General features: G+C 73.0%; 18 protein-coding genes. 9 read left to right on the forward strand and 9 right to left on the reverse strand.

What is annotated here, in order from left to right; translation table 11 throughout:
• Nucleotides 1–84 precede the first annotated feature (84 nt).
• Both ABD976_RS07305 and ABD976_RS07310 read left to right on the forward strand, forming a co-directional pair.
• A complete protein-coding gene (locus ABD976_RS07305) occupies nt 85–1425 on the forward strand; it encodes a TRAP transporter large permease subunit (RefSeq protein ID WP_345359230.1) in 1341 nt (446 codons plus the stop codon).
• A 17-nt stretch (nt 1426–1442) separates the two neighbouring features.
• The gene (locus ABD976_RS07310) at nt 1443–1685 is read left to right on the forward strand and encodes a hypothetical protein (RefSeq protein ID WP_345359233.1); all 243 of its coding nucleotides are present in this window, start codon (nt 1443–1445) and stop codon (nt 1683–1685) included.
• Nucleotides 1686–1692: 7 nt separating this feature from the next.
• Here ABD976_RS07310 and ABD976_RS07315 read toward each other — a convergent pair whose 3' ends face one another.
• Entirely contained in the window at nt 1693–2433 is a 741-nt protein-coding gene (locus ABD976_RS07315; protein WP_345359236.1) for a GntR family transcriptional regulator, read from the reverse strand.
• 146 nt (nt 2434–2579) lie between these two features.
• On the opposite strand from ABD976_RS07315, the gene ABD976_RS07320 reads away from it, so the two are divergent.
• Nucleotides 2580–3686, forward strand: coding sequence for an NADH:flavin oxidoreductase/NADH oxidase (locus tag ABD976_RS07320; protein WP_345359239.1), 1107 nt, complete (start codon nt 2580–2582; stop codon nt 3684–3686).
• A gap of 44 nt (nt 3687–3730) precedes the next feature.
• Here the strand turns inward: ABD976_RS07320 and ABD976_RS07325 are convergent, their stop codons facing one another.
• Both ABD976_RS07325 and ABD976_RS07330 read right to left on the reverse strand, forming a co-directional pair.
• On the reverse strand, nt 3731–4228 hold the full coding sequence (locus ABD976_RS07325; RefSeq protein WP_345359242.1) for a Dps family protein: 498 nt from the start codon (nt 4226–4228) through the stop codon (nt 3731–3733).
• 90 nt (nt 4229–4318) lie between these two features.
• Nucleotides 4319–4879, reverse strand: a complete 561-nt coding sequence (locus ABD976_RS07330; RefSeq protein WP_345359245.1) for an NADPH-dependent FMN reductase — start codon at nt 4877–4879, stop codon at nt 4319–4321.
• Nucleotides 4880–5042: 163 nt separating this feature from the next.
• On the opposite strand from ABD976_RS07330, the gene ABD976_RS07335 reads away from it, so the two are divergent.
• A complete protein-coding gene (locus ABD976_RS07335; RefSeq protein WP_345359248.1) occupies nt 5043–6104 on the forward strand; it encodes an alpha/beta hydrolase in 1062 nt (353 codons plus the stop codon).
• 92 nt (nt 6105–6196) lie between these two features.
• Here ABD976_RS07335 and ABD976_RS07340 read toward each other — a convergent pair whose 3' ends face one another.
• Together ABD976_RS07340 and ABD976_RS07345 are read right to left on the reverse strand one after the other, a co-directional pair.
• Nucleotides 6197–8659, reverse strand: coding sequence for a helix-turn-helix transcriptional regulator (locus ABD976_RS07340; RefSeq protein ID WP_345359251.1), 2463 nt, complete (start codon nt 8657–8659; stop codon nt 6197–6199).
• Between the two features lie 20 nt (nt 8660–8679).
• Nucleotides 8680–10041, reverse strand: coding sequence for an Hsp70 family protein (locus tag ABD976_RS07345; protein WP_345359254.1), 1362 nt, complete (start codon nt 10039–10041; stop codon nt 8680–8682).
• Nucleotides 10042–10320: 279 nt separating this feature from the next.
• Between ABD976_RS07345 and ABD976_RS07350 the strand changes: the two genes are divergently transcribed.
• The 3 genes from ABD976_RS07350 (at nt 10321) to ABD976_RS07360 (ending at nt 15078) form a co-directional block, all read left to right on the forward strand.
• The gene (locus tag ABD976_RS07350) at nt 10321–11658 is read left to right on the forward strand and encodes an IniB N-terminal domain-containing protein (protein ID WP_345359256.1); all 1338 of its coding nucleotides are present in this window, start codon (nt 10321–10323) and stop codon (nt 11656–11658) included.
• A 151-nt stretch (nt 11659–11809) separates the two neighbouring features.
• Complete coding sequence (locus ABD976_RS07355) at nt 11810–13630, forward strand: dynamin family protein (protein WP_345359257.1); 1821 nt, start codon at nt 11810–11812, stop codon at nt 13628–13630.
• Nucleotides 13627–15078, forward strand: coding sequence for a dynamin family protein (locus ABD976_RS07360; protein WP_345359260.1), 1452 nt, complete (start codon nt 13627–13629; stop codon nt 15076–15078). The genes ABD976_RS07355 and ABD976_RS07360 overlap by 4 nt, the downstream gene beginning before the upstream one ends.
• 21 nt (nt 15079–15099) lie before the next feature.
• Here ABD976_RS07360 and ABD976_RS07365 read toward each other — a convergent pair whose 3' ends face one another.
• Entirely contained in the window at nt 15100–16239 is a 1140-nt protein-coding gene (locus ABD976_RS07365; protein WP_345359263.1) for a Clp protease N-terminal domain-containing protein, read from the reverse strand.
• A gap of 303 nt (nt 16240–16542) precedes the next feature.
• Here ABD976_RS07365 and ABD976_RS07370 point away from each other — a divergent pair, with 303 nt between their 5' ends.
• Nucleotides 16543–17940: a sensor histidine kinase gene (locus tag ABD976_RS07370; protein ID WP_345359266.1), complete on the forward strand. Its 1398-nt coding sequence runs from the start codon at nt 16543–16545 to the stop codon at nt 17938–17940.
• The gene (locus ABD976_RS07375) at nt 17937–18590 is read left to right on the forward strand and encodes a response regulator (RefSeq protein WP_345359269.1); all 654 of its coding nucleotides are present in this window, start codon (nt 17937–17939) and stop codon (nt 18588–18590) included. The genes ABD976_RS07370 and ABD976_RS07375 overlap by 4 nt, the downstream gene beginning before the upstream one ends.
• Before the next feature lie 212 nt (nt 18591–18802).
• Here ABD976_RS07375 and ABD976_RS07380 read toward each other — a convergent pair whose 3' ends face one another.
• The 3 genes from ABD976_RS07380 to ABD976_RS07390 form a co-directional block, all read right to left on the reverse strand.
• Nucleotides 18803–18982, reverse strand: a complete 180-nt coding sequence (locus ABD976_RS07380) for a DUF4236 domain-containing protein (RefSeq protein WP_345359272.1) — start codon at nt 18980–18982, stop codon at nt 18803–18805.
• A gap of 97 nt (nt 18983–19079) precedes the next feature.
• Nucleotides 19080–20525, reverse strand: a complete 1446-nt coding sequence (locus tag ABD976_RS07385) for a catalase (protein ID WP_345359275.1) — start codon at nt 20523–20525, stop codon at nt 19080–19082.
• Entirely contained in the window at nt 20522–21010 is a 489-nt protein-coding gene (locus tag ABD976_RS07390) for a Fur family transcriptional regulator (protein WP_345359278.1), read from the reverse strand. Before ABD976_RS07390 ends, ABD976_RS07385 begins: the two co-directional genes overlap by 4 nt.
• Between the last annotated feature and the right edge of the window lie 284 nt (nt 21011–21294).

The following is a 21294-nucleotide window of genomic DNA, read 5'->3' on the forward strand; positions in this document are numbered from 1 at the left end:
TCCGCGAGCACGCCCCAAACCACCCCGCGCCGCACCGACCACCCGCGTGCGCGCCGCACAGCATGGAAGAGAGGTGGGAACGCGATGGGCATCCTCGCGTTGCTGGTCTTCATCTCCGTCACCGTCGTGATGAACGTCCCGCTCAGGCGCCCGATCTCCGAGGCACTGCTCGTCGCCCTGTTCGCCACCGCGCTGGTCGGCGGGGACCCCCTGCACCTGCTCGGGGTGGGGATCTGGGGCGCGCTCGACAACGACGTCACCTTCGCCGGCATGGCCTTCGTCTTCATGGGCGTCATCGTCGCCGCCTCCGGCCTCATCGAGCGCCTCATCGAGGTCTTCAACTCCGTCTTCGGGCGCCTGCGCGGCGGAGCCGCCTACGTCTCGACGGCGGGATCAGCCGCCATCGGGCTCGTGGCCGGCTCGACCGCGGGCAACGCCGCCACCGTGGGATCGGTGACGATCCCCTGGATGAAGAAGGACGGCTGGTCGAGCGCCCGGGCGGCGACGCTCGTGGCCGGCAACTCCGGCCTCGGCGTCTCGCTGCCGCCGAACTCGACGATGTTCATCATCCTCGCCACCCCGGCAGCGGTCGGGATCAGCGCGGGCGACGTCTACGTCTCCCTGCTCGTGGCCGGCTGCTACTGCGTGCTCTACCGGATGCTCGTCGTCTTCTACTGGACCCGCCGGGACGGCATCCAGCGCACCGACTCCGGTCACGTCCAGAGCTTCGGCCGGGCGCTGGCGACCGGCTGGCGCTCCCTGACGATCTTCGTCGGCATCCTCATCCCCGTCGTCCTCACCTTCGGGCCGCTCTTCGACTGGCTGGCCTCGGAGTCGCGCGTCGGCGCGGAGTCGATGGACACGATCTCCATCATCGTCTGGGTTCCGATCCTCATCTCGGCCATCGCCCTCGTCGAGGGGCGCAAGCGGCTGCGCGGGCGGTGGGGTTCGGTGCGCCGGGCCATCCGCGCCGAAGCACCGCAGTTCGCCACCGTGGGCATCTCGCTGTTCGCCGCGCTGGCGGCCTCGGAGATCATGAGCGAGCTCGGCGTCGGCCCGCAGCTCTCCGCCGCACTGGCGGGGATGAGCCTGCCCGCGCCGCTGCTCATCCTCGTCATCTGCGTCGTCGCCGTCGTCGTCGCCACCCCCCTCTCCTCGACCGCGACCGCGGCAGCGATCGGGGCACCGGCCGTCATCGCGATGGGTTCCGTCGACGTGCCCACGGTCACCGCGGTCTGCGCCGTCCTCGTGTGCACCTCCACCGAGGGCGCCTCGCCGCCGGTGGGCGCGCCGATCTACCTCGCCTCCGGCATGGCCGAGGTCAGTCCGAAGCGGACGTTCATCCCGCTCATCGTGTGGTTCGTCGTCCCCGTCATCGCCATCGCCTGGCTCATCGGCATGGGCTGGTTGCCGATCCCCGGCTGAGCCGAAAGGACACCGCAATGAAGAAGCTCGTCGAGACCGTCTTCTGGATCTTCCTGGTCGCCTTCCTCGCGCTGGGCGCGCTCATCGTCTTCGGCCAGCTCCTGGGGGTCGTCCTGGTGAATCCGGTGATCGTCTCCGGCGCCGCCGCGCTGTTCAACTGGTCGGCGTTCACCTCCGCGACGATCTGCGCGCTCGCCGCCTTCGTCCTGCAGTACCTCCCCGGGGAGGGCAAGGCCACGACGGAGTCGGGCACCGACTGAGACGCGATCAGCGGGCGAACCCCGCGGTGAGCCGGTCCCAGAGCGCACCGGGGTCCTCGTCGCGGCCGGCCCGTTCGAGCGCCTGCGCCACGAGCAGCACGCCGGTGGTGACGAGATGAGCGCGCATGGCGTCCCCCGCCGCGGCAGCGGCTCCGTCGAGGATCGCCGACACGATGGGATCGTGTTCCTCGATGATGTCGGAATAGCCGCGCTTGTCCCCAGCCGTGGAGGCGCCGAGCAGCCGCGTCGACGTGCGCAGCTGGTCGATGAGGCGCCTGCTGCGGGGCATGGCCCCGGCATCGAGGATGAGCGCGTGCAGCTGCTGGTCGATCTCGAAGAACAGCTGCTGCTCGTCCCGTTCCGCGGCGGCGACCATCGCCGCGCGCAGTTCGGCAGCGTCCTGGGCCCAGCCCGCGGCGTTCGCGAGCGCCGCCCGCTCGGCGGCGGGCACCTCCAGGGCGATGCGGATGGAGAAGATCTCCGCGACGTCTTCCGGAGTGGTGGGGACGATGCGGAAACCGCGCCTGCGGACGAACTCGACGAGCCCCGCCTCCTCGAGCCGCAGCAGCCCCTCGCGCACGGGCGACCGGGAGATGCCGAGCTCCTCGGCGAGCTGGTAGGCGCTGTACCACTCCCCCGGGCGCATGCTGCCGTCGATGACGGAGGTGCGCACGTGGTCCATGACCGCTTCGGTGAGGCTGCCACCGCTCTCGGCTCGACCCGGACGCAGCCTCGACGTCCTGGTCATGCGTGCCTCCGGCCTTCCGCTGCGGGTCGCCGCCGCTGTCGAACCTCGACCGTCCCCTGCGATCGTCGACCCATCGTAGTAGGGGGCCGACTCCCGGGACCCGGCGCCGGTGACCGGGAGGTTCCCCTCCTCGCAGGTGTTGTGAGATGACCGACGAGTCGGAATCAGCGTGGCCGGGACCGCGTTGGCCGGTGGACGTGAGCCATCTTTTCGAACCGATCAAGATCCGGGACACCGAAATCCGCAACCGGGCGTGGGTGTCGCCGATGTGCCAGTACTCCGCGGTCGACGGGGTGCCCAACGACTGGCACCTGGTGCACCTCGGCCAGTTCGCCACCGGTGGCGCCGGTCTGGTGATCGCCGAGGCGACCGCCGTCGTGCCGGAGGGACGCATCAGCCCGGCCGACACCGGGCTGTGGAACGACGAGCAGGTCGCGGCGTGGCGCCGGATCACCGACTTCGTGCGGGCGCAGGGCGCCACCCCGGGCGTGCAGCTCGCGCACGCGGGTCGCAAGGCGTCCACCTCGGCGCCGTGGGAGGGCGACCGGTCCGTGTCCGCCGAGGAGGGCGGCTGGCAGACGGTGAGCTCGACCGGCGCCGCGTTCGGCGACCTGGCCGCGCCCCGCGCGCTCACCGAGGACGAGGTGGCCGCGCTGCCGCAGCGGTTCGCCGAGGCCGCGGGTCGCGCCGAGGCCGCCGGGTTCGAGGTCGTGGAGCTGCACTTCGCGCACGGCTACCTGGCGCACCAGTTCTACTCGCCGCTGACCAACGACCGCACCGACCGCTACGGCGGCGACTTCGAGGGCCGCACCCGGCTGCTGCTGGAGATCGTCGAGGCGGTGCGCGCGGTGTGGCACGGCCCGCTGCTGACCCGGATCTCCGCGACCGACTGGGTCGAGGGCGGCTGGACCGGGGACGACTCGGTCGCGCTGGCGAAGCTGCTCGCCGAGCGCGGGGTGGACCTCGTCGACGCCTCGACCGGCGGGGCCACGCCGAAGGCCTCGATCCCGGTGCGCTCCGGCTACCAGACCCCGTTCGCCCGGAAGATCCGCGCCGAGGCGGGGGTGGCCACCGGTGCGGTCGGCCTGATCACCTCGCCGGAGCAGGCGGAGGAGATCGTGGCTTCCGGGTCGGCGGACGCGGTGCTGCTGGGCCGCGAGCTGCTGCGCGACCCGCACTGGCCGATGCACGCGGCGGACCGGCTGCGCGGCGAGTCGCTCTGGCCCAAGCAGTACGAGCGCGCCCGCGGTTGAGCGGCGGTGAGGGGCACTCCGGCGGGGGATGCCCCTCACCCGCGTCAGTCCGCCGCGAGCTGGGCCTGCCACATCCAGTGCGACTTCTCCAGTTCCTGCGCGATGCCGATGAGCAGGTCCTGGGTGACCAGGTCGGTCTTGTCGGTCTCGCCGATCCGGATGCGCAGCGGGTGGATCACCGCGGCCAGCGAGTTCACCACGGCCTCGATCACGTCGCGGTCGCTGCGCCAGCCGAGCTCGAACTTGGGCACGTTGGAGCTCTCCGCGACCTTCGCCGCGGTCCCGTCCGGGGACACCCCTATGGCCGCGCAGCGTTCGGCGACGTCATCGGCGAAGCCCCGGGCGGTGGACACCAGCTCGTCGAGCTGGAGGTGGACGTCGCGGAAGAACTTCCCGACGACGTTCCAGTGCGCCTGCTTGGCTACGAGGTGCAGATCGATCAGGTCCACCAACGTGCCCTGCAAGGTCTTGCCGGTGATGTCGCGGTCCGAATCGTTCAGCGCGCCGGTGATCGGCGCCTTCTGTGCGGTCTTCTGGGCCATTGCGGGCAAACCTCCCTCGTAGATGAGCAGTCCTGCCCAGCAGGGTGCTCGTCCCGGGTTACCCGTACCGGCCGCGTCCGAAAACGCCCGTCAGCCCCGGCGGGCGGCGGCGAAGTCGACGACCTGGCGACCGATGGTGCGCAGCACGGCGTCGGCCTTCTCGTCGCTGGTCCCGCCGTCGGCGTCGAACCGGGTCTCGGCGGAGTTGACCGCGCCGCCGAGCGGCGTCGGCCAGCCGCGCAGCGCGTGCACCACCGACCGCAGCGCCTGCAACGTGGTGACGGTGGCCTGCCAGCCGTGCGCGAGACCGATGCAGCCCACGGCCCGCCCGTCCAGGTAGGGGGTGTCGTCCTGGCGCAGGTCCTCGACGTAGTCCAGGGCGTTCTTGATCAGCCCCGAGATGGTCCCGTGGTAGCCGGGCGAGGACAGGACCACGCCGTCGGCGCGGCGCAGCGCCTCGACGAGCGCGGTGGCGTTGCCGGTGCGCTCGGGCAGGTGCGGGTCGTAGAAGGGCAGGACCAGGCTGTCGCCGGTGATCGCGTGGACCTCGGCCCCCGCCTCGCGCGCTCCGGCCAGCGCGGTGTGCAGGGCGCGTTCGGACTGGGAACCGGCGCGGACCGAGCCGCCGATCCCCACCACGGTCACCGTCATGTGGTCGATCCTTCCATCTCGGGGCGCTCCGCGGCAGAGCGCGACCAACCCACGCTACGACTTCGAGTTAGGTCGAGGGCAAAAGGTGAACGGGTGTCACCCACCACACCTACCTGCGGGTAACCTCGGCGCAGCCCCTGTTCAGCAGCCGCGGAGGATGCCGATGCCCACGTTCGTCGAACTCGTGCAGCCCAAGGTCGAGACGGCCGTCGCGCGCGGCCTGTTCGCCCTGCCCGGGCCGGCCAAACGCCTGCTCGCGGGGTCGCCCATCTCCGTGGACGGCCAGCGGCTCGCGCTGGAGGCGCAACTGCTGCTCAAGCTGCAGCAGCTCGGCGGGCAGCACGGCCTGTCGGCGAGCAACGCCGAGGTCGCCCGGGCGGCGATGCGGCGGGGCAGCGGCCTGTTCGGCTCCGCCCGGGTGCCCGGCGTGGTCGTCGCCGACCGCAGCATCCCCGGACCGCACGGCGCGCTCAACGCCCGCGTCTACCGGCCGCGCGAGCTGACCGAGCCCGGTGACCTGCTGGTCTTCTACCACGGCGGCGGCTGGGTGATCGGTGACCTCGACACCCACGACGACCTGTGCCGGTTCCTGGCCCGGCACGCCGGGGTGCGGGTGCTGTCGGTGGAGTACCGGCTGGCGCCCGAGTTCCCGTTCCCGGCGGCCTACGACGACGCCCTGCACGCCTACCGGTTCGCCGTGGAGCACGCCGAGGAGCTCGGCAGCAGCCGGGAGCGGATCGCCGTCGGCGGCGACAGCGCGGGCGGCAACCTCGCCGCGTCGGTCGCCGTGCACGCCGCGACCGGCGGGCTCCCCCGCCCGTCGTTCCAGCTGCTGATCTACCCGGCGGTCGACGCCACCACCCGGCGCCCCTCCCGCGAGCTGTTCGGCAACGGGTTCCTGCTCACCGACGGCGACATGGACTGGTTCATGGGCCAGTACGCGCCGTCGCTGGACGAGCGCGGCGACCCGCGGCTGTCGGTGCTGCTCGCCGAGGACGTCAGCGCCGCGCCCCCGGCCCACGTGGTCACCGCCGGGTTCGACCCGCTGCGCGACGAGGGCGAGGCCTACGCCGAGCGGCTCGCCGACGCCGGGGTGCCCGTGGTCACCCGCCGGTTCCCGGACCTGATCCACGGCTTCGCCAGCCTCGGCGCCGTCGGCGGGCGCTTCCGGGAGGCCCTCTTCGAGATCGCGGGCGCCCTCCGCGCCGGACTCGCCCTCCGCTGACCCGAACGTGGCTTGAGTGAGGGGCACCCTGTACCACGTCACTTGGTACAGGGTGCCCCTCACCTGGGAAAAGTTTCACCGGAACGAGTGGGTCAGCCGACGAGTTCGCGGAGCCGGGTGAGCAGTTCCTCCCGGCTGGCGCAACCGAGCCGGTTCTTCATCCGGCTGACGTGGTGCTCCACGGTCTTCGCCGAGATGAACAGGCGCTTGCCGACCTGCTTGTAGGTCAGCCCCGCGATCACCAGCTCGGCGACCTCCTTCTCGCGCTCGCTGAGCGGCTCCTCGCCACCGCGCATCGTCCTCGGGCGCGGCGGCTTGCCCTGCAACGCGCGGGCGCATTCCAGCAGCGCGGTCATGGCGCGGCGATCGGTGGTGCGGATCGCGGCCTGCCCGGCGAGCCGGGCGCCGTCCCAGGCGTACCCGGCGGCGTGCAGGCCCCGCGCGGAGCGTTCGGCCTCGTCCCGGTCGACCCGACCGCCGAGCACCCGCAGCCAGGTGCCCGCGGCCTCGGCCAGCGCGGCGGCCAGCGGGTTGTGGTGCCCGAGCCCGGCGAGCTCGGCGGCGTGCCGGGCGGCCCGGTCGTGCTCCTCCTGCACCACGGCCGCCTGGAGGCAGCGCCAGATCAGCGGCGCGCTCCACAGCGGCGGGTTGCCGAGCCGGTCGAGCAGCGCGCGGGCTTCCGCGAGGTACGGCGCGATCCACTCCTGGTCGCGCAGCCGGGCGGCGGCGACGACGAACTCGCCGAGCGGCAGCAGCGCGAACAGGTCCACCGGGTGCTCGGCGACGGCTTGGCGGGCGGGACCGCGCGCGGCGGTCAGCGCCGCCACGTCGTTGTCCCGGTTGGCGATGCCGATCTCGACGGCGGTGGCCAGCAGCCGGTCGCGGGCGGCGGGCTCGGCGCGGCCCTCGGTGGCGGTGGCGAGCTGGGTCCGGGCGGTGACCGTGTCGCCCTCCACCAGCGGCAGCCAGGCCGCGAGCAGCCGGTGCCGGGTGTGCAGCAGCGCGCCGCCCGCTCCGGCGTCGACGGCCCGGCGCAGCGTGGCGCGGGCCAGGTCGAGCTCGCCGCAGTGCAGCCCGACCTGGGCCGCGACGGCCGCCGGGGTCTCCGGCACCGGCACCTCCTGCCCGATCGGCTCGGCCAGCGAAGCCGCCCGCACCAGCGCCGACATCGCGGCGGTGGCCGTACCGGAGACCGACTCCCGCACGCCCTCGGCCAACTGCGCCGCCGCCCCGGACAGCGAGGTCGGCGGGCCGGGATCGGGCGCGGAGCCCAGCAGCTCCCGGGCCTCGTCGAGCCGTCCGACGCCGAGCAACCCGACCGCGGCGTAGGCGCGGTCGCCCGGCCAGCGCAGGTGCTCGGCGGACCACCGGCACAGCTCCGCCGAGCGCGCGGGCAGCCCCCGGTGCGCCAGCACGCTGACCGCGACCCGCACCCCGAGCACCCGGTCGGCGGCGTCCTCGTCGACGAGCACCTGGTCGGCCAGCCGCAGCGCCTCGTCGAGCTGCCCGGCCACGGCCGCCGCGCGGGCCCGGCGCGCGGTCAGCGCGGTCGCCGGGGTGCCCGCCGAGACCGCCGCGTCCAGCAGCCGGCCCGCCAGGTGCGGGGCGTCGCGCAGCGCCTCCTCCGCGGCCTGCTCGAAGGCCGCCGCCAGCGTCGCCTCCGGCAGCAGCGCGACCTCGGCGCCGAGCAGCGGCGCGACCAGGCCGAGCACCGCCCCGCCGCGCGCCCGCTGCACCTCCACGAGCCTGCGCACCACCTGCAACCGGCGTTCCCACGGGGTGAGCCGCAGCGCCGCCGGGCGCACCACCGGCACCAGCGCGTCGTCGGCGTCGACCAGCCCGGCCGCGCGGATCGCGGCCAGCGCCGCGACCGCCGTGCCCGGGTCCAGGTCGAGCACCCCGGCGAGCAGGTCCGGGTGCGCGGCGGCGCCGGTGGCCAGCGCGATGAGGCAGTCCCGGCCCGGCTCGCCGAGCTGCTCGAAGTCGGGCAGGAACTGGTCCAGCGCGCGGGCGGGCACCTCGGTGCGCGGCGGGCCCGGGGCTTGCGCCGCGAGCAGCCGGGACACCAGCCGCGGCACCCCGCCGGTGACGCGCCGGGTCCACTCGACCCAGGCTTCGGGCACCGGGTCGTCGAAGGTGTCGCGCGCCCGGGCGCCGATCTCCTCCGGGCCGAGCGCGGTGAGCAGCACCGGAGCGCCGAGCTCGTCGAGCAGCGCGGTCAGCGCGGCCGGACGCGGACCCGGCCGGTAGGTGACGACCAGTCGCGCGCCGGGACGGCGGGCCAGCTCGCGCAGCCGGTCCAGGGCGGCGTCGTCGAGCCGGTGCGCGTCGTCGACCAGCACCGCCCCGTCGCCGTCCGCCCCGTCGCCGTCCGCGGCCGACACCGGGACCCCGGCGCCGCGGTAGATCCGGGCGATCCGGTCGAGCAGCGCGGTCTTGCCGTAGCCGCCGGGCCCGAGGACCCCGGCGCGCAGGGGGGCGCCGGGATCGGCGCTGATCGCGGCGAGCAGCCCGGCGGCGGTCAGGTCCGCGGCGGAAGCGGTTCGCTGGGGCATCGAAACTCCCGAGTTCGTCGTCACGACCGGAGGGCGCCGAACACCCCGCCGAGCGGGTCGCCGGGGTTGATGATGGTCAGCACGACGCCGAGCGCGATCAGCAGCGCGGCCACCACCAGCTTGATGATCTTGATCCGGCGCGCCCGCTCCTCGTCGGGCGGTTCGATCGGCAGCGGTGCCACCTCCACCGGGGGTCTCGGGGCGGCGGGGAGTTCGCGCTCGGGTTCGGAGTCCTGCTCGTCCGAGCCTTCGATCCGCACCAGCACGCTGGTCTCCCCCGCGGCGGCCTGGTCGCGGTCGGTGGACAGCACCTGCACGGCGGCGCGCGCGGCTCCCGAGGCGGCGGCCATTTCCGGCACCACGTCGACCTCCGGCGTGCGTTCGAGCCGCTCGGCGACCAGTCGCCGCAGCAGCGGGACCCGCGCGGTGCCCCCGGCCAGCACCACGGCGTCGAGGTCGTCGGCGGCCAGCGACGCCGACTGGACGGCTTGGAGCAGCAGCTCGGGCACCCGCTCCAGGTGCGGCCGGACCAGCTTCTCGAACCGGGAGCGCGACAGCGCGAACTCGGTCCGGCCGCCCGGCAGGTCCAGCCGCAGCAGGTGGCCGGGCTGGTGGGACAGGGCCTCCTTGGCCCGGATGCACTCCTGCCGGACCTGGGCGAGCAGCGCGCGGCCCCGCGGGTCGGCCGGGTCGACCCCGGCCAGCTCCCCGGCGAGCTCCGCGCGCACCAGGTCGAACACCGCGTCGTCGAGGTCCTGCCCACCGGGGTGGTCGGTCTCCAGCGGCGGACCGACGACCTCGAAGGCGGGGGCGCGGCGGCGCAGCACCGTGGCGTCGAAGCCGCTGCCGCCGACGCTGCCGACGACCAGCGCGCTGCGCTCCTCGACGGTCTGCTTGCTCGCGTAGTCCAGGGCGACCGCGACGGGTTCGGGCACCATCGTCACCTCGCCGATCCCGAGGCGGGCGAGTTCCTGGTGGACCAGCAACGAGCGGTGCGGACCCCACGACGCGCTGTGCGCGATGGCGATGTGCTCGGGCGGGTGGCCCTGGCGGTGCGCCACGGCGTCGGCGACCCATTCGACCAGCACCGCGATCAGCCGCTGCGCGCTGACGAAGTCGTTGCCGACCAGCATCGGCAGGTCGTCACCGACCCGCCGGGTGAATCCCCGCACGGTCCACGCGGGGTAGCCCAGCTCCTGCCGGCGCGCGTCCTCACCGGCCACGAAGGAGCCGTCCTGGACGCGGCACAGCACGGTCGGCACCCCGGGTGCACCGGGGCCCAGCGGCACCGGGACCGCGGCGGCCCACCGGCTGCCCTCGCGCCGGACGACGGCGGCGGTGGTCGCCGTGGCGCCGAGGTGGATGCCGAGGACGTAAGGCATGCCTTCCTTTCGCGTCACCCACTGCCCCACCATCGAGGTATCCACCGGTGGTGCAGAGTCGACACAATTTAACGCGGATCTGATTACACAGCGGTTCGGGACACCTCAACGCAGCCCCTAACGGGGCACTAGCCTGATCCCCTAATAGTGAAAGTTCTAACTAGGAGTCGTGCCCGATGGCATGGGGGCCGCAGCGCCCTACCGTGATCATCGGAAGTGAGGCCGGTACACGTCGGTCGACACCCGCCGAGTCCGTCGAGCAACGGGAGGCCCAGCGCGGTGAACTCTCATCCCGCTCCAGGTCCAGCCGAGCCCACCTCCACCCCCGGGCCCGAGTCCGCCGTCGGGGGCGACCAGCCGACGCTGCACGAGTTCCTCACGCGACTCGTCGGCGACCCCGCGGCGCGGTCGGCCTTCGACGCTGATCCGCACGGCGTGCTGAATCAGGCCGGATTCGGGGACATGAGCGCGACGGACGTGCTGCAGGCCACATCGCTGGTGCTCGACTACGCACCGGTGGACGTGGTCTCGGAGTACGACCGGTCGGTTCAGAGCAGCGTTGAGAAGTTCGCGGCCAGCAGCACGCAGCACGTCGCGATCAACCAGCTCCACCCGGTCCATCCACTCGACGAGCAGGAAGAACCGATCATGCTGAACAACAGCGCCCCGAACTTCGACCAGGACGGCGACGTCGACGCGCAGCTGCCGTCCCCGGCCCCGCAGGGCGGCGACACCAACACCAACATCGAGATCGAGCAGACCGACTCGCACAACCTGGTCAACGTCCACGACGTGCTCAGCGGCAACAACATCGGCAACGTCGCCGCCGTGGGCAACACCGTGGGCAACGTGGTGGGCGACACCGTCGGCTCCGTGACCGGCGTCGTGGGCGACACCACCAACCTCGTCGGCGACCTGACCTTCGGTTCGGTCAACGTCGCGGGCGACCTGGCCTACGGCTCGGTCGAGAACGTCACCAACACCGTCGACAACACCGTCGACACCGGCGCCGGCCTGGTCGGTGGCGCGGGCACGATGGTCGCGGGCGGCGACGTGGCCGGGATCGCCGGTGGCGTGGCCGGTGACCTGCCCGTCGTCGGTGACGTGGCCGGTGTGGCCGGTGGCCTGCCCGCCGTGGGTGACGTGGCCGGCGGCCTGCCGGTCGACGACGTGGCCGGTGTCGCCGGTGGCGTCGCGGGCGACCTGCCGGTCGACGACCTGGTCGGCAACGTCGGTGGCCTGGCCGGCGGCCTGCCCGTCGACGACGTGGCCGGTGTCGCCGGTGGCGTCGCGGGCGACCTGCCCGTCGTCGGTGACGTGGCCGCCCCGGTCGCCGAGACCGCCTCGAACCTGCCGGTCGACGACGTCGCCGCGCCGGTGACCGAGACCGTCGAGGCGCTGCCGGTCGACGACGTGACCAGCTCGCTGCCGGTCGACGACATCGCGGGCGACCTGCCGGTCGTGGACGAGGCCACCGAGGCCCTGCCGCTGGACCACGCCACCGAGGCGCTGCCCGCCCCCGAGGAGCTGCCGGTCGTCGGTGACGTCGCCGGTGGTGCGATCGAGGACGTGGCGGGCACCGCCACCTCCGCGCTGCCGCTGGACGGCCTGCTCTGAGCGAAGCGCTCCACGAGAATGCCGGAATTCGCGCACCCCGCGCGAATTCCGGCATTTCGGCTTTCCGAATTCGGGGGTTCCGCACGGAGTGCGCAGAGTGCCGATGTGAGTTCACCCCTTCGGGTTCCTCCGTGCACCGCAGCACGCCACAATGACCGGCGTGATCGAGACGTCGCTAGTGGAACTGATCGATCGCGCTACTGCCGAATGCGCCGAGCAGCAGCGCGCTGATCTGCACGGACGCCTGCGGCAGATCCGCACCCGCGTCCTGGACCCGACCCACCTGGTGCTGGTCGTCGGCGAACCGCAGCAGGGCAAGAGCGCGCTGGTCAACGCGATCGTCAACGCCCCGGTGTGCCCCGAGGGCGACGGCGGCAGCGGCGCGGTGCCGACCCTAGTGCGGCACGCCGACGAACCGAGCGCGCTGCTGGTCGAGCACGAACCCGCGCACGGTCCGGCAGCGCTGGAGCGGGTGCCGGTGCCCGTCGAGGAGGTCCGGGAGCAGGTCCGGCAGGCCGTCGACGCCGGGCGGCCGGTCACCCGCGGTGAGGTCGGCATCCCCCGGGCGGTGCTCCAGGGCGGGCTGGCCCTGATGGACACCCCCGGCGTCGGCGGGGTCTCCACCTCGCTGACCGCCACCACGCTCGCCGTGGTCGCCGAAGCCGACGCGCTGCTCATGGTCTCCGACGCGACCCAGGAGCTCACCACCAACGAGCTGGCGTTCCTCAAGCAGGTCACCGCGCTGTGCCCGAACGTCGCGCTGGTGCAGCCCAAGATCGACCGCACCCCGCACTGGCGGCAGGTGATGGAGGTCAACCGCAAGCACCTGACCGGAGCGGGCGTCTCGGCCAAGATCTTCCCGGTGTCCTCCGCGGTGCGGATGCGCGCGATGCAGGCCCGCAGTACCGACCTCAACGCCGAATCGGGCTTCCCGCCGCTGCTCGAATACCTCAAGAGCGAGATGGCGGGCAAGCACGAGCAGCTCACCCGGCGGCTCGTCGCGCACAACGTGTCCGAGGCGCTGAACCAGATCACCACCGACCTGCGCGCCGAGCTGGCCGCCCAGAACCCGCGCACCGCGGCCCAGACCCTCGTGGAGCTGGAGACCGCGCAGCGCCGCGCCGAGGACCTCAAGCGGATCTCGAACCGCTGGCAGAAGACCCTCAACGACGGCATCTCGGAGCTGTTCACCGACATCGAGTTCGACTTCCGGGAGCGCACCTGGGCGGTGCTGCACCAGGTCAACGAGGCGTTCGAGGAAGCCGATCCGCTCGAGGTCTGGGACGAGTTCACGTCGTGGCTGGCCGACCGGCTCACCGACGCGATCACCGAGACCTACGACTGGCTGGAGGACCGCAGCGCCCGGCTCGCCGAGCAGGTCGCCGACCAGCTCCAGCGCGACCACGCCCACGTGCTGCCCGAGCTGGAGCGCATCCGCCAGCCCGATCCGCTGGACGACGTGCCGCACCCGAAGCTGCCCAAGCATTCGGAGTTCCCCCGCTTCGACCAGGTCCTCACCGGGCTGCGCGGCTCCTACGGCGGCGTCCTGATGTTCGGGCTGATCACCACGCTGGCCGGGCTGCCCGTGATGAACGTGGTGTCCATCGCCGCCGGTGTGCTGCTGGGCAGCAAGAGCCTCAAGGAGGAGAAGGACATGCGGTTGCGGCGCAGGCAGACCGAGACCCGCAGCGCCGCGCAGCGGTACGTCGAGCAGGTGGTGTTCCAGGTGAACAAGGACGCCAAGGACACCATCCGCGGGGTGCACCGGGCGCTGCACGCGCACTTCAACCAGCTCACCGAGCACGCGCAGCAGGAGATCAGCCTGACCATCCAGGAGATCAAGCGCACCGCCGAGCGCAGCGCGGTGGACCGCGACCAGCGCGCCCGGGAGATCAAGCAGAAGCTGGAGGACCTCACCGCGCTGCGCCGCCGTGCCCAGATGCTCACCCAGAACCGGATCACCGCGGCATGAGCGCCGAATCCCTGCTGGAGCGCGCCCGCGCGCTGCTGGCCCGCACCACCGCGTTCTACCGCGACGTGCCGCGCACCGCGACGTGGCTGCGGGAGCGGGTGGAGCGGCTGGACCAACCGCTGCGGATCGCGGTCAGCGGCCAGGTCAAGGCGGGCAAGTCGACGCTGATCAACGCGCTGGTCGGCACCGAGCTGGCCCCCGCCGACGCCGCCGAGCGCACCCAGGTGCCCACCCTCTACCGGTACGGGCCGGAGCCGAAGGTGCTGGTGCACACCCCGCACGGCACCGTGCAGAACGTGCCGGTATCCACTGTGGACGCCGCGACCGTCCGCGATCTCCAGCACTGGCGGCCGGACGAGGTCGCCCGGTTGGTGGTGGAGTCGCCGACGCCCGGCCTCCAGGCCATCTCGCTGATCGAGACCCCGGGCGTCGCGTCGGCGGCGGTGCGCGAGACCGGTCGCTCGGCGCTGGCCCAAGTGCTCTCCGAAGCCGACGCGGTGCTCTACCTGACGCGGCACCCGCACCAGACCGACGTGCAGTTCCTGCAGTCCATCCACGAACTGCAGATCGCCCGCCGGGCGCCGATCAACACCATCATCGCCTTCTCCCGCGCGGACGAGGCGGGCAGCGGCGCGGAGGCCCTGGGCACCGCCGAGCGGATCGCCGACCGCTACCGCGCCGACCCGACCGTGCGGTCCTTCACCCAGCACGTCATCCCGGTCGTGGGCCTGCTCGGCCAGGCCGCGGCGACCATGACCGACGAGGAGTTCACCGCCCTCGCCCGGCTGGCCACGCTGAGCGAGGCCGACCAGGAGGCGCTGCTGCTGTCCACCGACCGGTTCACCCGCAGCACCGCACCGGAATCGGTGCCCGCCGGGACCCGCGCCGCGCTGCTGGGCCGGTTCGGCAGCTTCGGCGTCGAGCGGGCGCTGGCGGCGCTGCGCGGTGGGGTGCGCGAACCCGGTCGGCTGCGGACCGAGCTGCTGGAGCAGAGCGGCCTCACCGCGTTGCAGGAAGCGGTGCACCGCCAGTTCGTCGAGCGGCAGGAGGCGCTGCGCGCCCGCAGCGCGCTGCTCGGGGTCGACATGGTGCTGCGGGCCAACCCGCGTCCCGGTTCCAAGCAGTTGCGCGGGGAGTTCGAGCGGCTGATGGCCAACGCCCACGACTGGGACGAGCTCCGGCTGCTGTCCGCATTGGACTCCGGCCAGGTCCGGTTCCCCCGCCCGTTGCAGGCCGAGGCCAAGCGGCTGCTGGGCACCGCCGGGCCGGACCGCCGCAGCCGGCTCGGCCGCGACGCGCACTCCTCCGACCAGGACGTCGCCGACGATGCCCTGGCCGCGGTCCACCGCTGGCGCGAACAGCTCGTCAACCCGCTGCACGACCGCGCCCACCGCGATGCCGTCCGCACCGTGCTGCGCACCTGCGAGCAGCTCCTCGTCAACCCCTGACCCGGTCGCCCCGCGCATCGGTCAGCCTCCGAGGGCGTCGCGGAGTTCGCCGACGTCCACGCCCAGCGTCGACAGCAGCGCAGTCCCCGGGTCGTCGTCGGCCGCCAGCAGCGCGATCAGCAGGTGGTTGGTCCCGGTGGCCTTGGTACCGCGCTCGGAGGCGATTCCGCGCGCGCGGTGCAGCACGTCTTCGACGCCGCTCGCCAAGCTCGGGTCCGTAGGCCGCGACCGCTCGCCCGTCGGGGCCAGGTCGGCGACCGCGTCGGCCGCGGCGGCCGGCGCGACGCCCCGGTCGCGCAGCAGCTCCGCGCCCGCGTTGTCCACCGCGAACCGCTTGCGGAGCCGTTGTCCGAACGTCGCGATCTGCTCGTCGACGACCAGCATCGCCAAGACCAGGTGCGCCGTGGTCACCTGCGCATGTCCGAACCGGACGGCCTGGCGCATGGCTTCGCGGCGGACGGTGAGCACCATCGGGGACCCGAACCCCCCGCTGGACAGGAAGCGGGCCAGGCCGCTCCAGTACGGTCCCCGCTGGGCGAGCATGCCGAGGTGGCGCAGGCCGGTCACGCTGTCCCCGTGCCACGGACCGTCCTGCCGCGCGGTGGGGTGCTCGGTGAGCCCGGTGCGGATCTCGTCCGGGTCCAGCCGCCGTGCGCGCAGCGCCTCACCGGCGCGGTTGGCGGGGTCGTGGAGCAACCCCAGCAGCAGGTGGGTCGCGTTCGCCCGGGCGACGCCGAGCTCGTGCGCGCCCAGCAGCGCCCGGCCGACCGCCGCCACGAGCCCCGGCGTCGCCTGTGGACGCGGTTCGTCCGAACGCGGCTCCCCTTCCGCGTCGGTCTTCCGCTGCCACGCCGACCACTCCACCTCGCGCAGCAGCGCACCGACCGCGAAGTGGTCGGCGAACACCACGTCGTCGGTCCCGTCCTCGCTGCCCCAGCGCGCGGCGTCCTTGGCCACGACCGACAGCAACTCCTCGGCGCCCCTCCCCCCGGGCACCAGCAGTTCCTTGGCCGCGACTTCGCCCCGGAGCAGCGCGGCGAGCAGGTGCTCGGTCCCGACGGCGGGGTGCCCTGCGCGGAGCGCCTGCCTGAACGCCTCGACCAGCAGCGTCGTCGCCTCACCTGAAGCGTCGGCCGTGATGGGATGCGATTCCGTGCGCATGTCCGTCCTTCCTGTGCCCGATCCTGCTGCCGATCCTGCTGCCGATCCTGCTGCCGGTCCTGCTGCCGGGCCGTTCACCGGCGCTGTCCTTCCACACCGGACCGAGCGGTACCGTTCCAGCGATCGAGCCCGCTCCATCCGTCGTGATCCCAGACTAAGGAGCCGCCGCCCTGCCGGGCATGGGCCGATCGGCCAGGTCTCCTGGCCGATCGGCCAGGATGCTCGAGCCGATCGGCCGTGGTGGTGACGACGGGCGCTCGGCGACGATGGAGCCGTCATCGAGTCGGAAGGGAGGTTCGCGACATGGCTTCGCCCGTCGGTCTCGTCGCCCGCGAGGCGCGGGAGGTCCGCGGCGCCGTGCGGTCGGCGCCGCGCCGCGTGCTGGTCACCGAACTGGCGCTGGCCCTCGCGGTGCTCCTCCTCGGACTCGTACCGATGCCCGCGCCGGAGCTCTCGACCGGACAACTCGTCGGCGCGGCGGCCCTCGCGTGCTGGACGGCGCTGCTGGTACCCGCCCGGCGGCGGTGGCCGAGCGCGACGCTGCTGGCCACGGCACCCGTGTTCGCCTTCCACAACGTCTGGGTCCAGGCCGCGCTGCCGGCCATCACGTTCGCGGTGGCGCGGCGGATCGCCCCCGCGAGGCGACTGTGGACGGTGGTGTCGGCGACCGCCGCGGCGGACCTGCTGCTCGTGCTGATCGTCATGCGCTCCGAGCCGTACGGGATCGGCCTGGCGATCGCCGGTCATGCGGCCGGCCTCGCGCTCCTGCTGCTGCTCCCCGCGCTGTCCGGCGCCCTGTTCGGACGGCGCCGGCCCCTGGTCCGGGTGCTGCGGGAGCGCAACGAATACCTGGAGCAGTCGCGGCTGCTCACCGCGGAGAAGGCGCGCATGGCCGAACGCGCGCACCTCGCCGCCGAGATGCACGACATGCTCGGGCACCGGCTCAGCCTGATCTCGATGCACGCGGGCGCGCTGGAACTCACCGCCGCCCAGGAGGCGCCCCGGGTGAGCGGCCAGGCCGAGCTGCTGCGCACCACGGCGGGCACCGCGCTGAGCGAACTGCGCGACGTCCTGGGCGTGCTCCGCGACACCACGGGCGATCCACCCGGTGCCGTCGGCGAGCGCAGCGGTAGCCGGGAGGACATCACCGAGCTGGTGTCCGAGTCCCGGCGGGCGGGCGTGGACGTGGAGCTGACGTGGTCGGGCGCGGACCTCGACGACGTGGACCTCCGGATCCGCCACGGCGTGCACCGCGTGGTGCGGGAAGGGCTGACCAACGCGCACAAGCACTCCCCGAACTCGCGGACGGAGGTCGCGGTCGGCTACGAGGCCGGGCGCGTCGAGGTGCGCGTGACCAGCGCTCCGGCGCCGGGCGCCCGACCCCGCGCACCGGGCACGCGTCAGGGCCTGGTCGGCTTGGAGGAGCGGATCGCCCTGCTCCGCGGGGCGTTCACCGCCGGTGCCACCGCCGAGGGCGGCTTCCGGATCGCGGCCGAACTGCCGGCGCATCCGGGACTGCCCGCGACCACCGGCGCCCGGCACCCTCCCGCGGTCCGGGAAGTCCCCGAGCCGCTCGACGCCGAGGTGCTCACGCTGCCCCGAGCACTGGGCGCCGGCTGCCTCGGACTGCTGGCGGCGGTGCCGGTCGTCACCGCCACGATCCTGTTGATCTTCATGCTGGTCTTTAGAATGACTCTGTGATCCGGACCCTCATCGCCGACGACGAGGCGCTCATGCGAACCGGCATCCGCCTCATCCTGGACAACGCCGACGACCTCGAAGTCGTGGCCGAGGCGCCGGACGGGCACGCGGCGGTGCGGGCCTGCCGCGAGCACGAGGTCGACGTGGCACTGCTCGACGTCCACATGCCCGGCGGCGACGGCATCAGCGCCATCGCGGGCATCGCCCGGGAATCACCGCGCACCCGCGTCGCCATGCTCACCGCGTTCGGCGACGACCACAACCTCGCCGAGGCGCTCCGGGCCGGAGCCGTCGGCTTCCTGCTCAAGGACACCGGGCCCGTCGAGCTGATCCACGCCGTGCGGGTCGCCGCCACCGGCGAATCGATCCTGTCCCCGCAGATCACCCGCAGGCTCATCGAACGCCACGTCCTCGCCGGTGACGATCAGGCCGGCACCGCCCGGCGCCGGCTCGACCGGCTCACCGACGCCGAGCGCGACGTGCTCCGGCTGGTCTCCACCGGGCTGTCGAACGCGGAGATCGCGCAACGGCTGCACATCAGCACGGGCACCGCGAAAGCGCACGTCAGCCGCATCCTCACCGCCCTCGACTGCGCCAACCGGGTCCAAGCCGCCATCCTCGCCCACGACGCGGGCCTGCGCGCCGACTGACGCCCCCCGGTGGGCACCGCCCGCGCCACCGCACCCACGGCGCCACGCACCAGCCGGCCACACCAGCCGCGCCATGGCACCGCACCGGAGGTGCGGATCCCGGACCCGGAAGCGATGGCGGCCGGTCGAGCGGCACCGCTCCGGCGCGTCCGGGACCGCCGGTCCCGCCGCGCGGCGCGGACCCGCGGACCCGAGGTGGCGCGGCACCGGACTCACCGGCGCTTGTCGTGGTGGGTGTAGTGGCCGGGCCCCGGGGTGTCGATCGTGGTCGAGCGGTGCGTCATGTTGCGCGAGATCCGCCAGAACTTGATGCCCCACGACGTGATCCGCCCATTGTGGGTGTTGATGTAGACCGGCCCGAGCTTGAACCGCTTGTGCAGCCGGAATCCCATCGCCGCCTCCTCGGCTCGTCGTCCGCCTCCCCCATCCTGCCAGGAAAGCGATCGGACCCGGGAGCACGCGGCTCCCGGGTCCGGTCAGCGGTTCAGGTCAGCCCTGGACCTTCTCGGCGATCTTGTCGCCCGCGTCCTTGTCGACGTTGCGCCAGTACTCCAGCGCCCGCTCCAGGACCGGCGCGCTCACGCCGTTGGAGAGGTGGCCGGAGACGTTGTCGATGAACCGCGCGCGCTCCTCGTCGCTGAAGACCTCGCGGACCAGCGTGCCGGGCTGGCCGAAGTCGTCGTCCTCGGAGTGCTTGGCGTAGGCCGAGCGCAGGACCTCCTGCTCGATGCCGGTGGCGGCGTCATCACCGGCGAACGAGCTGTCGGCGTGCGGGCCGCCGTAGGAGTTCGGCGCGTACACCGGGTCCTGGCCGAAGCTGTAGCGCATCGCTCCGTCCTTGGAGTAGCTGTTCACCGGCGACACCGGGCGGTTGACCGGCAGGTCCATGTAGTTGGCGCCGATGCGGTAGCGGTGCGCGTCCGGGTAGGAGAACAGCCGGCCCTGGAGCATCTTGTCCGGGGAGGTGCCGATGCCCGGAACCAGGTTCGACGGCTCGAAGGCGGCCTGCTCGATCTGCGCGAAGTAGTTCTCCGGGTTCCGGTTCAGGACGAACCGGCCGACCTTGATCAGCGGGTAGTCGCCGTGCGGCCACACCTTCGTCAGGTCGAACGGGTTGAACCGGTAGTCCGCGGCGTCCTCGAACGGCATGACCTGGACGTAGAGGACCCAGCTCGGGTGGTCGCCGGCCTTGATGGTGTTGAACAGGTCGCGGATGTGGTGGTCCGCGTCCACCCCGGCCAGGCGCTCGCCCTCCTCGCCGGTCAGGAACTCGTGGCCCTGGTCGGTCTTGAAGTGGTACTTGACCCAGAACTTCTCGCCCGCGGCGTTGGTCCACAGGTAGGTGTGCGAACCGTAGAGGTTCATGTGCCGCCAGGTCCGCGGGAGGCCGCGGTCACCCATCAGCCAGGTCACCTGGTGCGCCGACTCGGGGCAGTGGGTCCAGAAGTCCCACTGCATGTCGTGGTCGCGCAGGTGGTTGTCGGCCCGGCGCTTCTGCGAGCGGATGAAGTCGGGGAACTTGATCGCGTCGCGGATGAAGAACACCGGCGTGTTGTTGCCGACGAGGTCGTAGTTGCCCTCGCTGGTGTAGAACTTGATCGCGGTGCCGCGCGGGTCGCGCCAGGTGTCGGGGGACCCCAGCTCACCCGCGACCGAGGAGAAGCGGATCAGGGTCTCGGTCCTGGTGCCCGGCTGGAAGACGGCCGCCTTGGTGTACTGGCTGACGTCCTCGGTGACCTCGAAGAAACCGAAGGCGCCGCCGCCCTTGGCGTGCACCACGCGCTCCGGCACGCGCTCGCGGTTGAACTGCGCGTTCTTCTCGATCAGGTAGTGGTCCTGCAGCAGCACGGGGCCGTTGCTGCCCGCGGTCAGCGAGTGGTCGTCGCTGGCGACCGGGATACCGGCGTTGGTCGTCGTGGGTCGTGCCGACGTCACGATCGTCCCTCCTCATGGTGGTGGCTGGGTTCCTCGGCGACCGAGGCCCGACAGTCTGGGCAGAGGCCCCAGAACACGACTTCCGCCTCGTCCACCGCGTAGCCGGCCAGGTCGCTGGGCGCCAGGCACGGCGCGGCGCCTCGGACGCAATCGACGTCCTCGGCCTTGCCGCACCTGCGGCACACGAGGTGGTGGTGGTTGTCGGCTGTTCTGGTCTCGAACCGAGCCGGATGCCCCGCCGGCTCGATCCGCCGCAGCAACCCGACGTGGGTGCATGCGTTGAGCACGTCGTACACGGCCTGCGTGGACACCGAACCGAGCTGTTCGCGCACCGCACCGGCCACCTGGTCAGCGGTCGAGTGCGGATGTCCGGAGAGCCAACGCAGCACCGCGATCCGCGGCTTGGTGACTCGAAGCCCGGCAGCACGCAACCGCTCCCGCGGATCGCCCGCGTCGACGGCTGGAGTTTCGGGGGTCTGAGCCATAACGACCCCAGTATGCCACGACAAGACTGGAATCAGTCAAGAAAACCCGGCCGCGTCCGACGAGCCGCCGCTCACAGATCACCCCGGCGCGCCCCAGCATCCAGGCCGGCGGGACGCACGTCCAGACCGCGCCGGAAACTCACCCGGACCCGCCGCTCCGGTCCACCCCAGCGGGTAGCGCTCGGCGGGCGGGGCCGCGCCCACGGGTCGCGACCTCCGGCCCGCCCCCCGCGCCGAGCAACCACCACGGCTCGCGGCGATCGACGCCCCCGGCGGACACTCCT

It is taken from the genome of Saccharopolyspora cebuensis (genome assembly GCF_039542665.1).
GTDB classification, from domain to species: Bacteria; Actinomycetota; Actinomycetes; order Mycobacteriales; family Pseudonocardiaceae; genus Saccharopolyspora; species Saccharopolyspora cebuensis.

What these genes read in the sequence shown, in the direction of transcription:
- ABD976_RS07305 (WP_345359230.1), top strand. Translation starts at nt 85, where the DNA reads ATGGGCATCCTCGCGTTGCTGGTCTTCATCTCCGTCACCGTCGTGATG.
- ABD976_RS07310 (WP_345359233.1), top strand. Translation starts at nt 1,443, where the DNA reads ATGAAGAAGCTCGTCGAGACCGTCTTCTGGATCTTCCTGGTCGCCTTC.
- ABD976_RS07315 (WP_345359236.1), bottom strand. Translation starts at nt 2,433, where the DNA reads ATGACCAGGACGTCGAGGCTGCGTCCGGGTCGAGCCGAGAGCGGTGGC.
- ABD976_RS07320 (WP_345359239.1), top strand. Translation starts at nt 2,580, where the DNA reads ATGACCGACGAGTCGGAATCAGCGTGGCCGGGACCGCGTTGGCCGGTG.
- ABD976_RS07325 (WP_345359242.1), bottom strand. Translation starts at nt 4,228, where the DNA reads ATGGCCCAGAAGACCGCACAGAAGGCGCCGATCACCGGCGCGCTGAAC.
- ABD976_RS07330 (WP_345359245.1), bottom strand. Translation starts at nt 4,879, where the DNA reads ATGACGGTGACCGTGGTGGGGATCGGCGGCTCGGTCCGCGCCGGTTCC.
- ABD976_RS07335 (WP_345359248.1), top strand. Translation starts at nt 5,043, where the DNA reads ATGCCCACGTTCGTCGAACTCGTGCAGCCCAAGGTCGAGACGGCCGTC.
- ABD976_RS07340 (WP_345359251.1), bottom strand. Translation starts at nt 8,659, where the DNA reads ATGCCCCAGCGAACCGCTTCCGCCGCGGACCTGACCGCCGCCGGGCTG.
- ABD976_RS07345 (WP_345359254.1), bottom strand. Translation starts at nt 10,041, where the DNA reads ATGCCTTACGTCCTCGGCATCCACCTCGGCGCCACGGCGACCACCGCC.
- ABD976_RS07355 (WP_345359257.1), top strand. Translation starts at nt 11,810, where the DNA reads ATGACCGGCGTGATCGAGACGTCGCTAGTGGAACTGATCGATCGCGCT.
- ABD976_RS07360 (WP_345359260.1), top strand. Translation starts at nt 13,627, where the DNA reads ATGAGCGCCGAATCCCTGCTGGAGCGCGCCCGCGCGCTGCTGGCCCGC.
- ABD976_RS07365 (WP_345359263.1), bottom strand. Translation starts at nt 16,239, where the DNA reads ATGCGCACGGAATCGCATCCCATCACGGCCGACGCTTCAGGTGAGGCG.
- ABD976_RS07370 (WP_345359266.1), top strand. Translation starts at nt 16,543, where the DNA reads ATGGCTTCGCCCGTCGGTCTCGTCGCCCGCGAGGCGCGGGAGGTCCGC.
- ABD976_RS07380 (WP_345359272.1), bottom strand. Translation starts at nt 18,982, where the DNA reads ATGGGATTCCGGCTGCACAAGCGGTTCAAGCTCGGGCCGGTCTACATC.
- ABD976_RS07390 (WP_345359278.1), bottom strand. Translation starts at nt 21,010, where the DNA reads ATGGCTCAGACCCCCGAAACTCCAGCCGTCGACGCGGGCGATCCGCGG.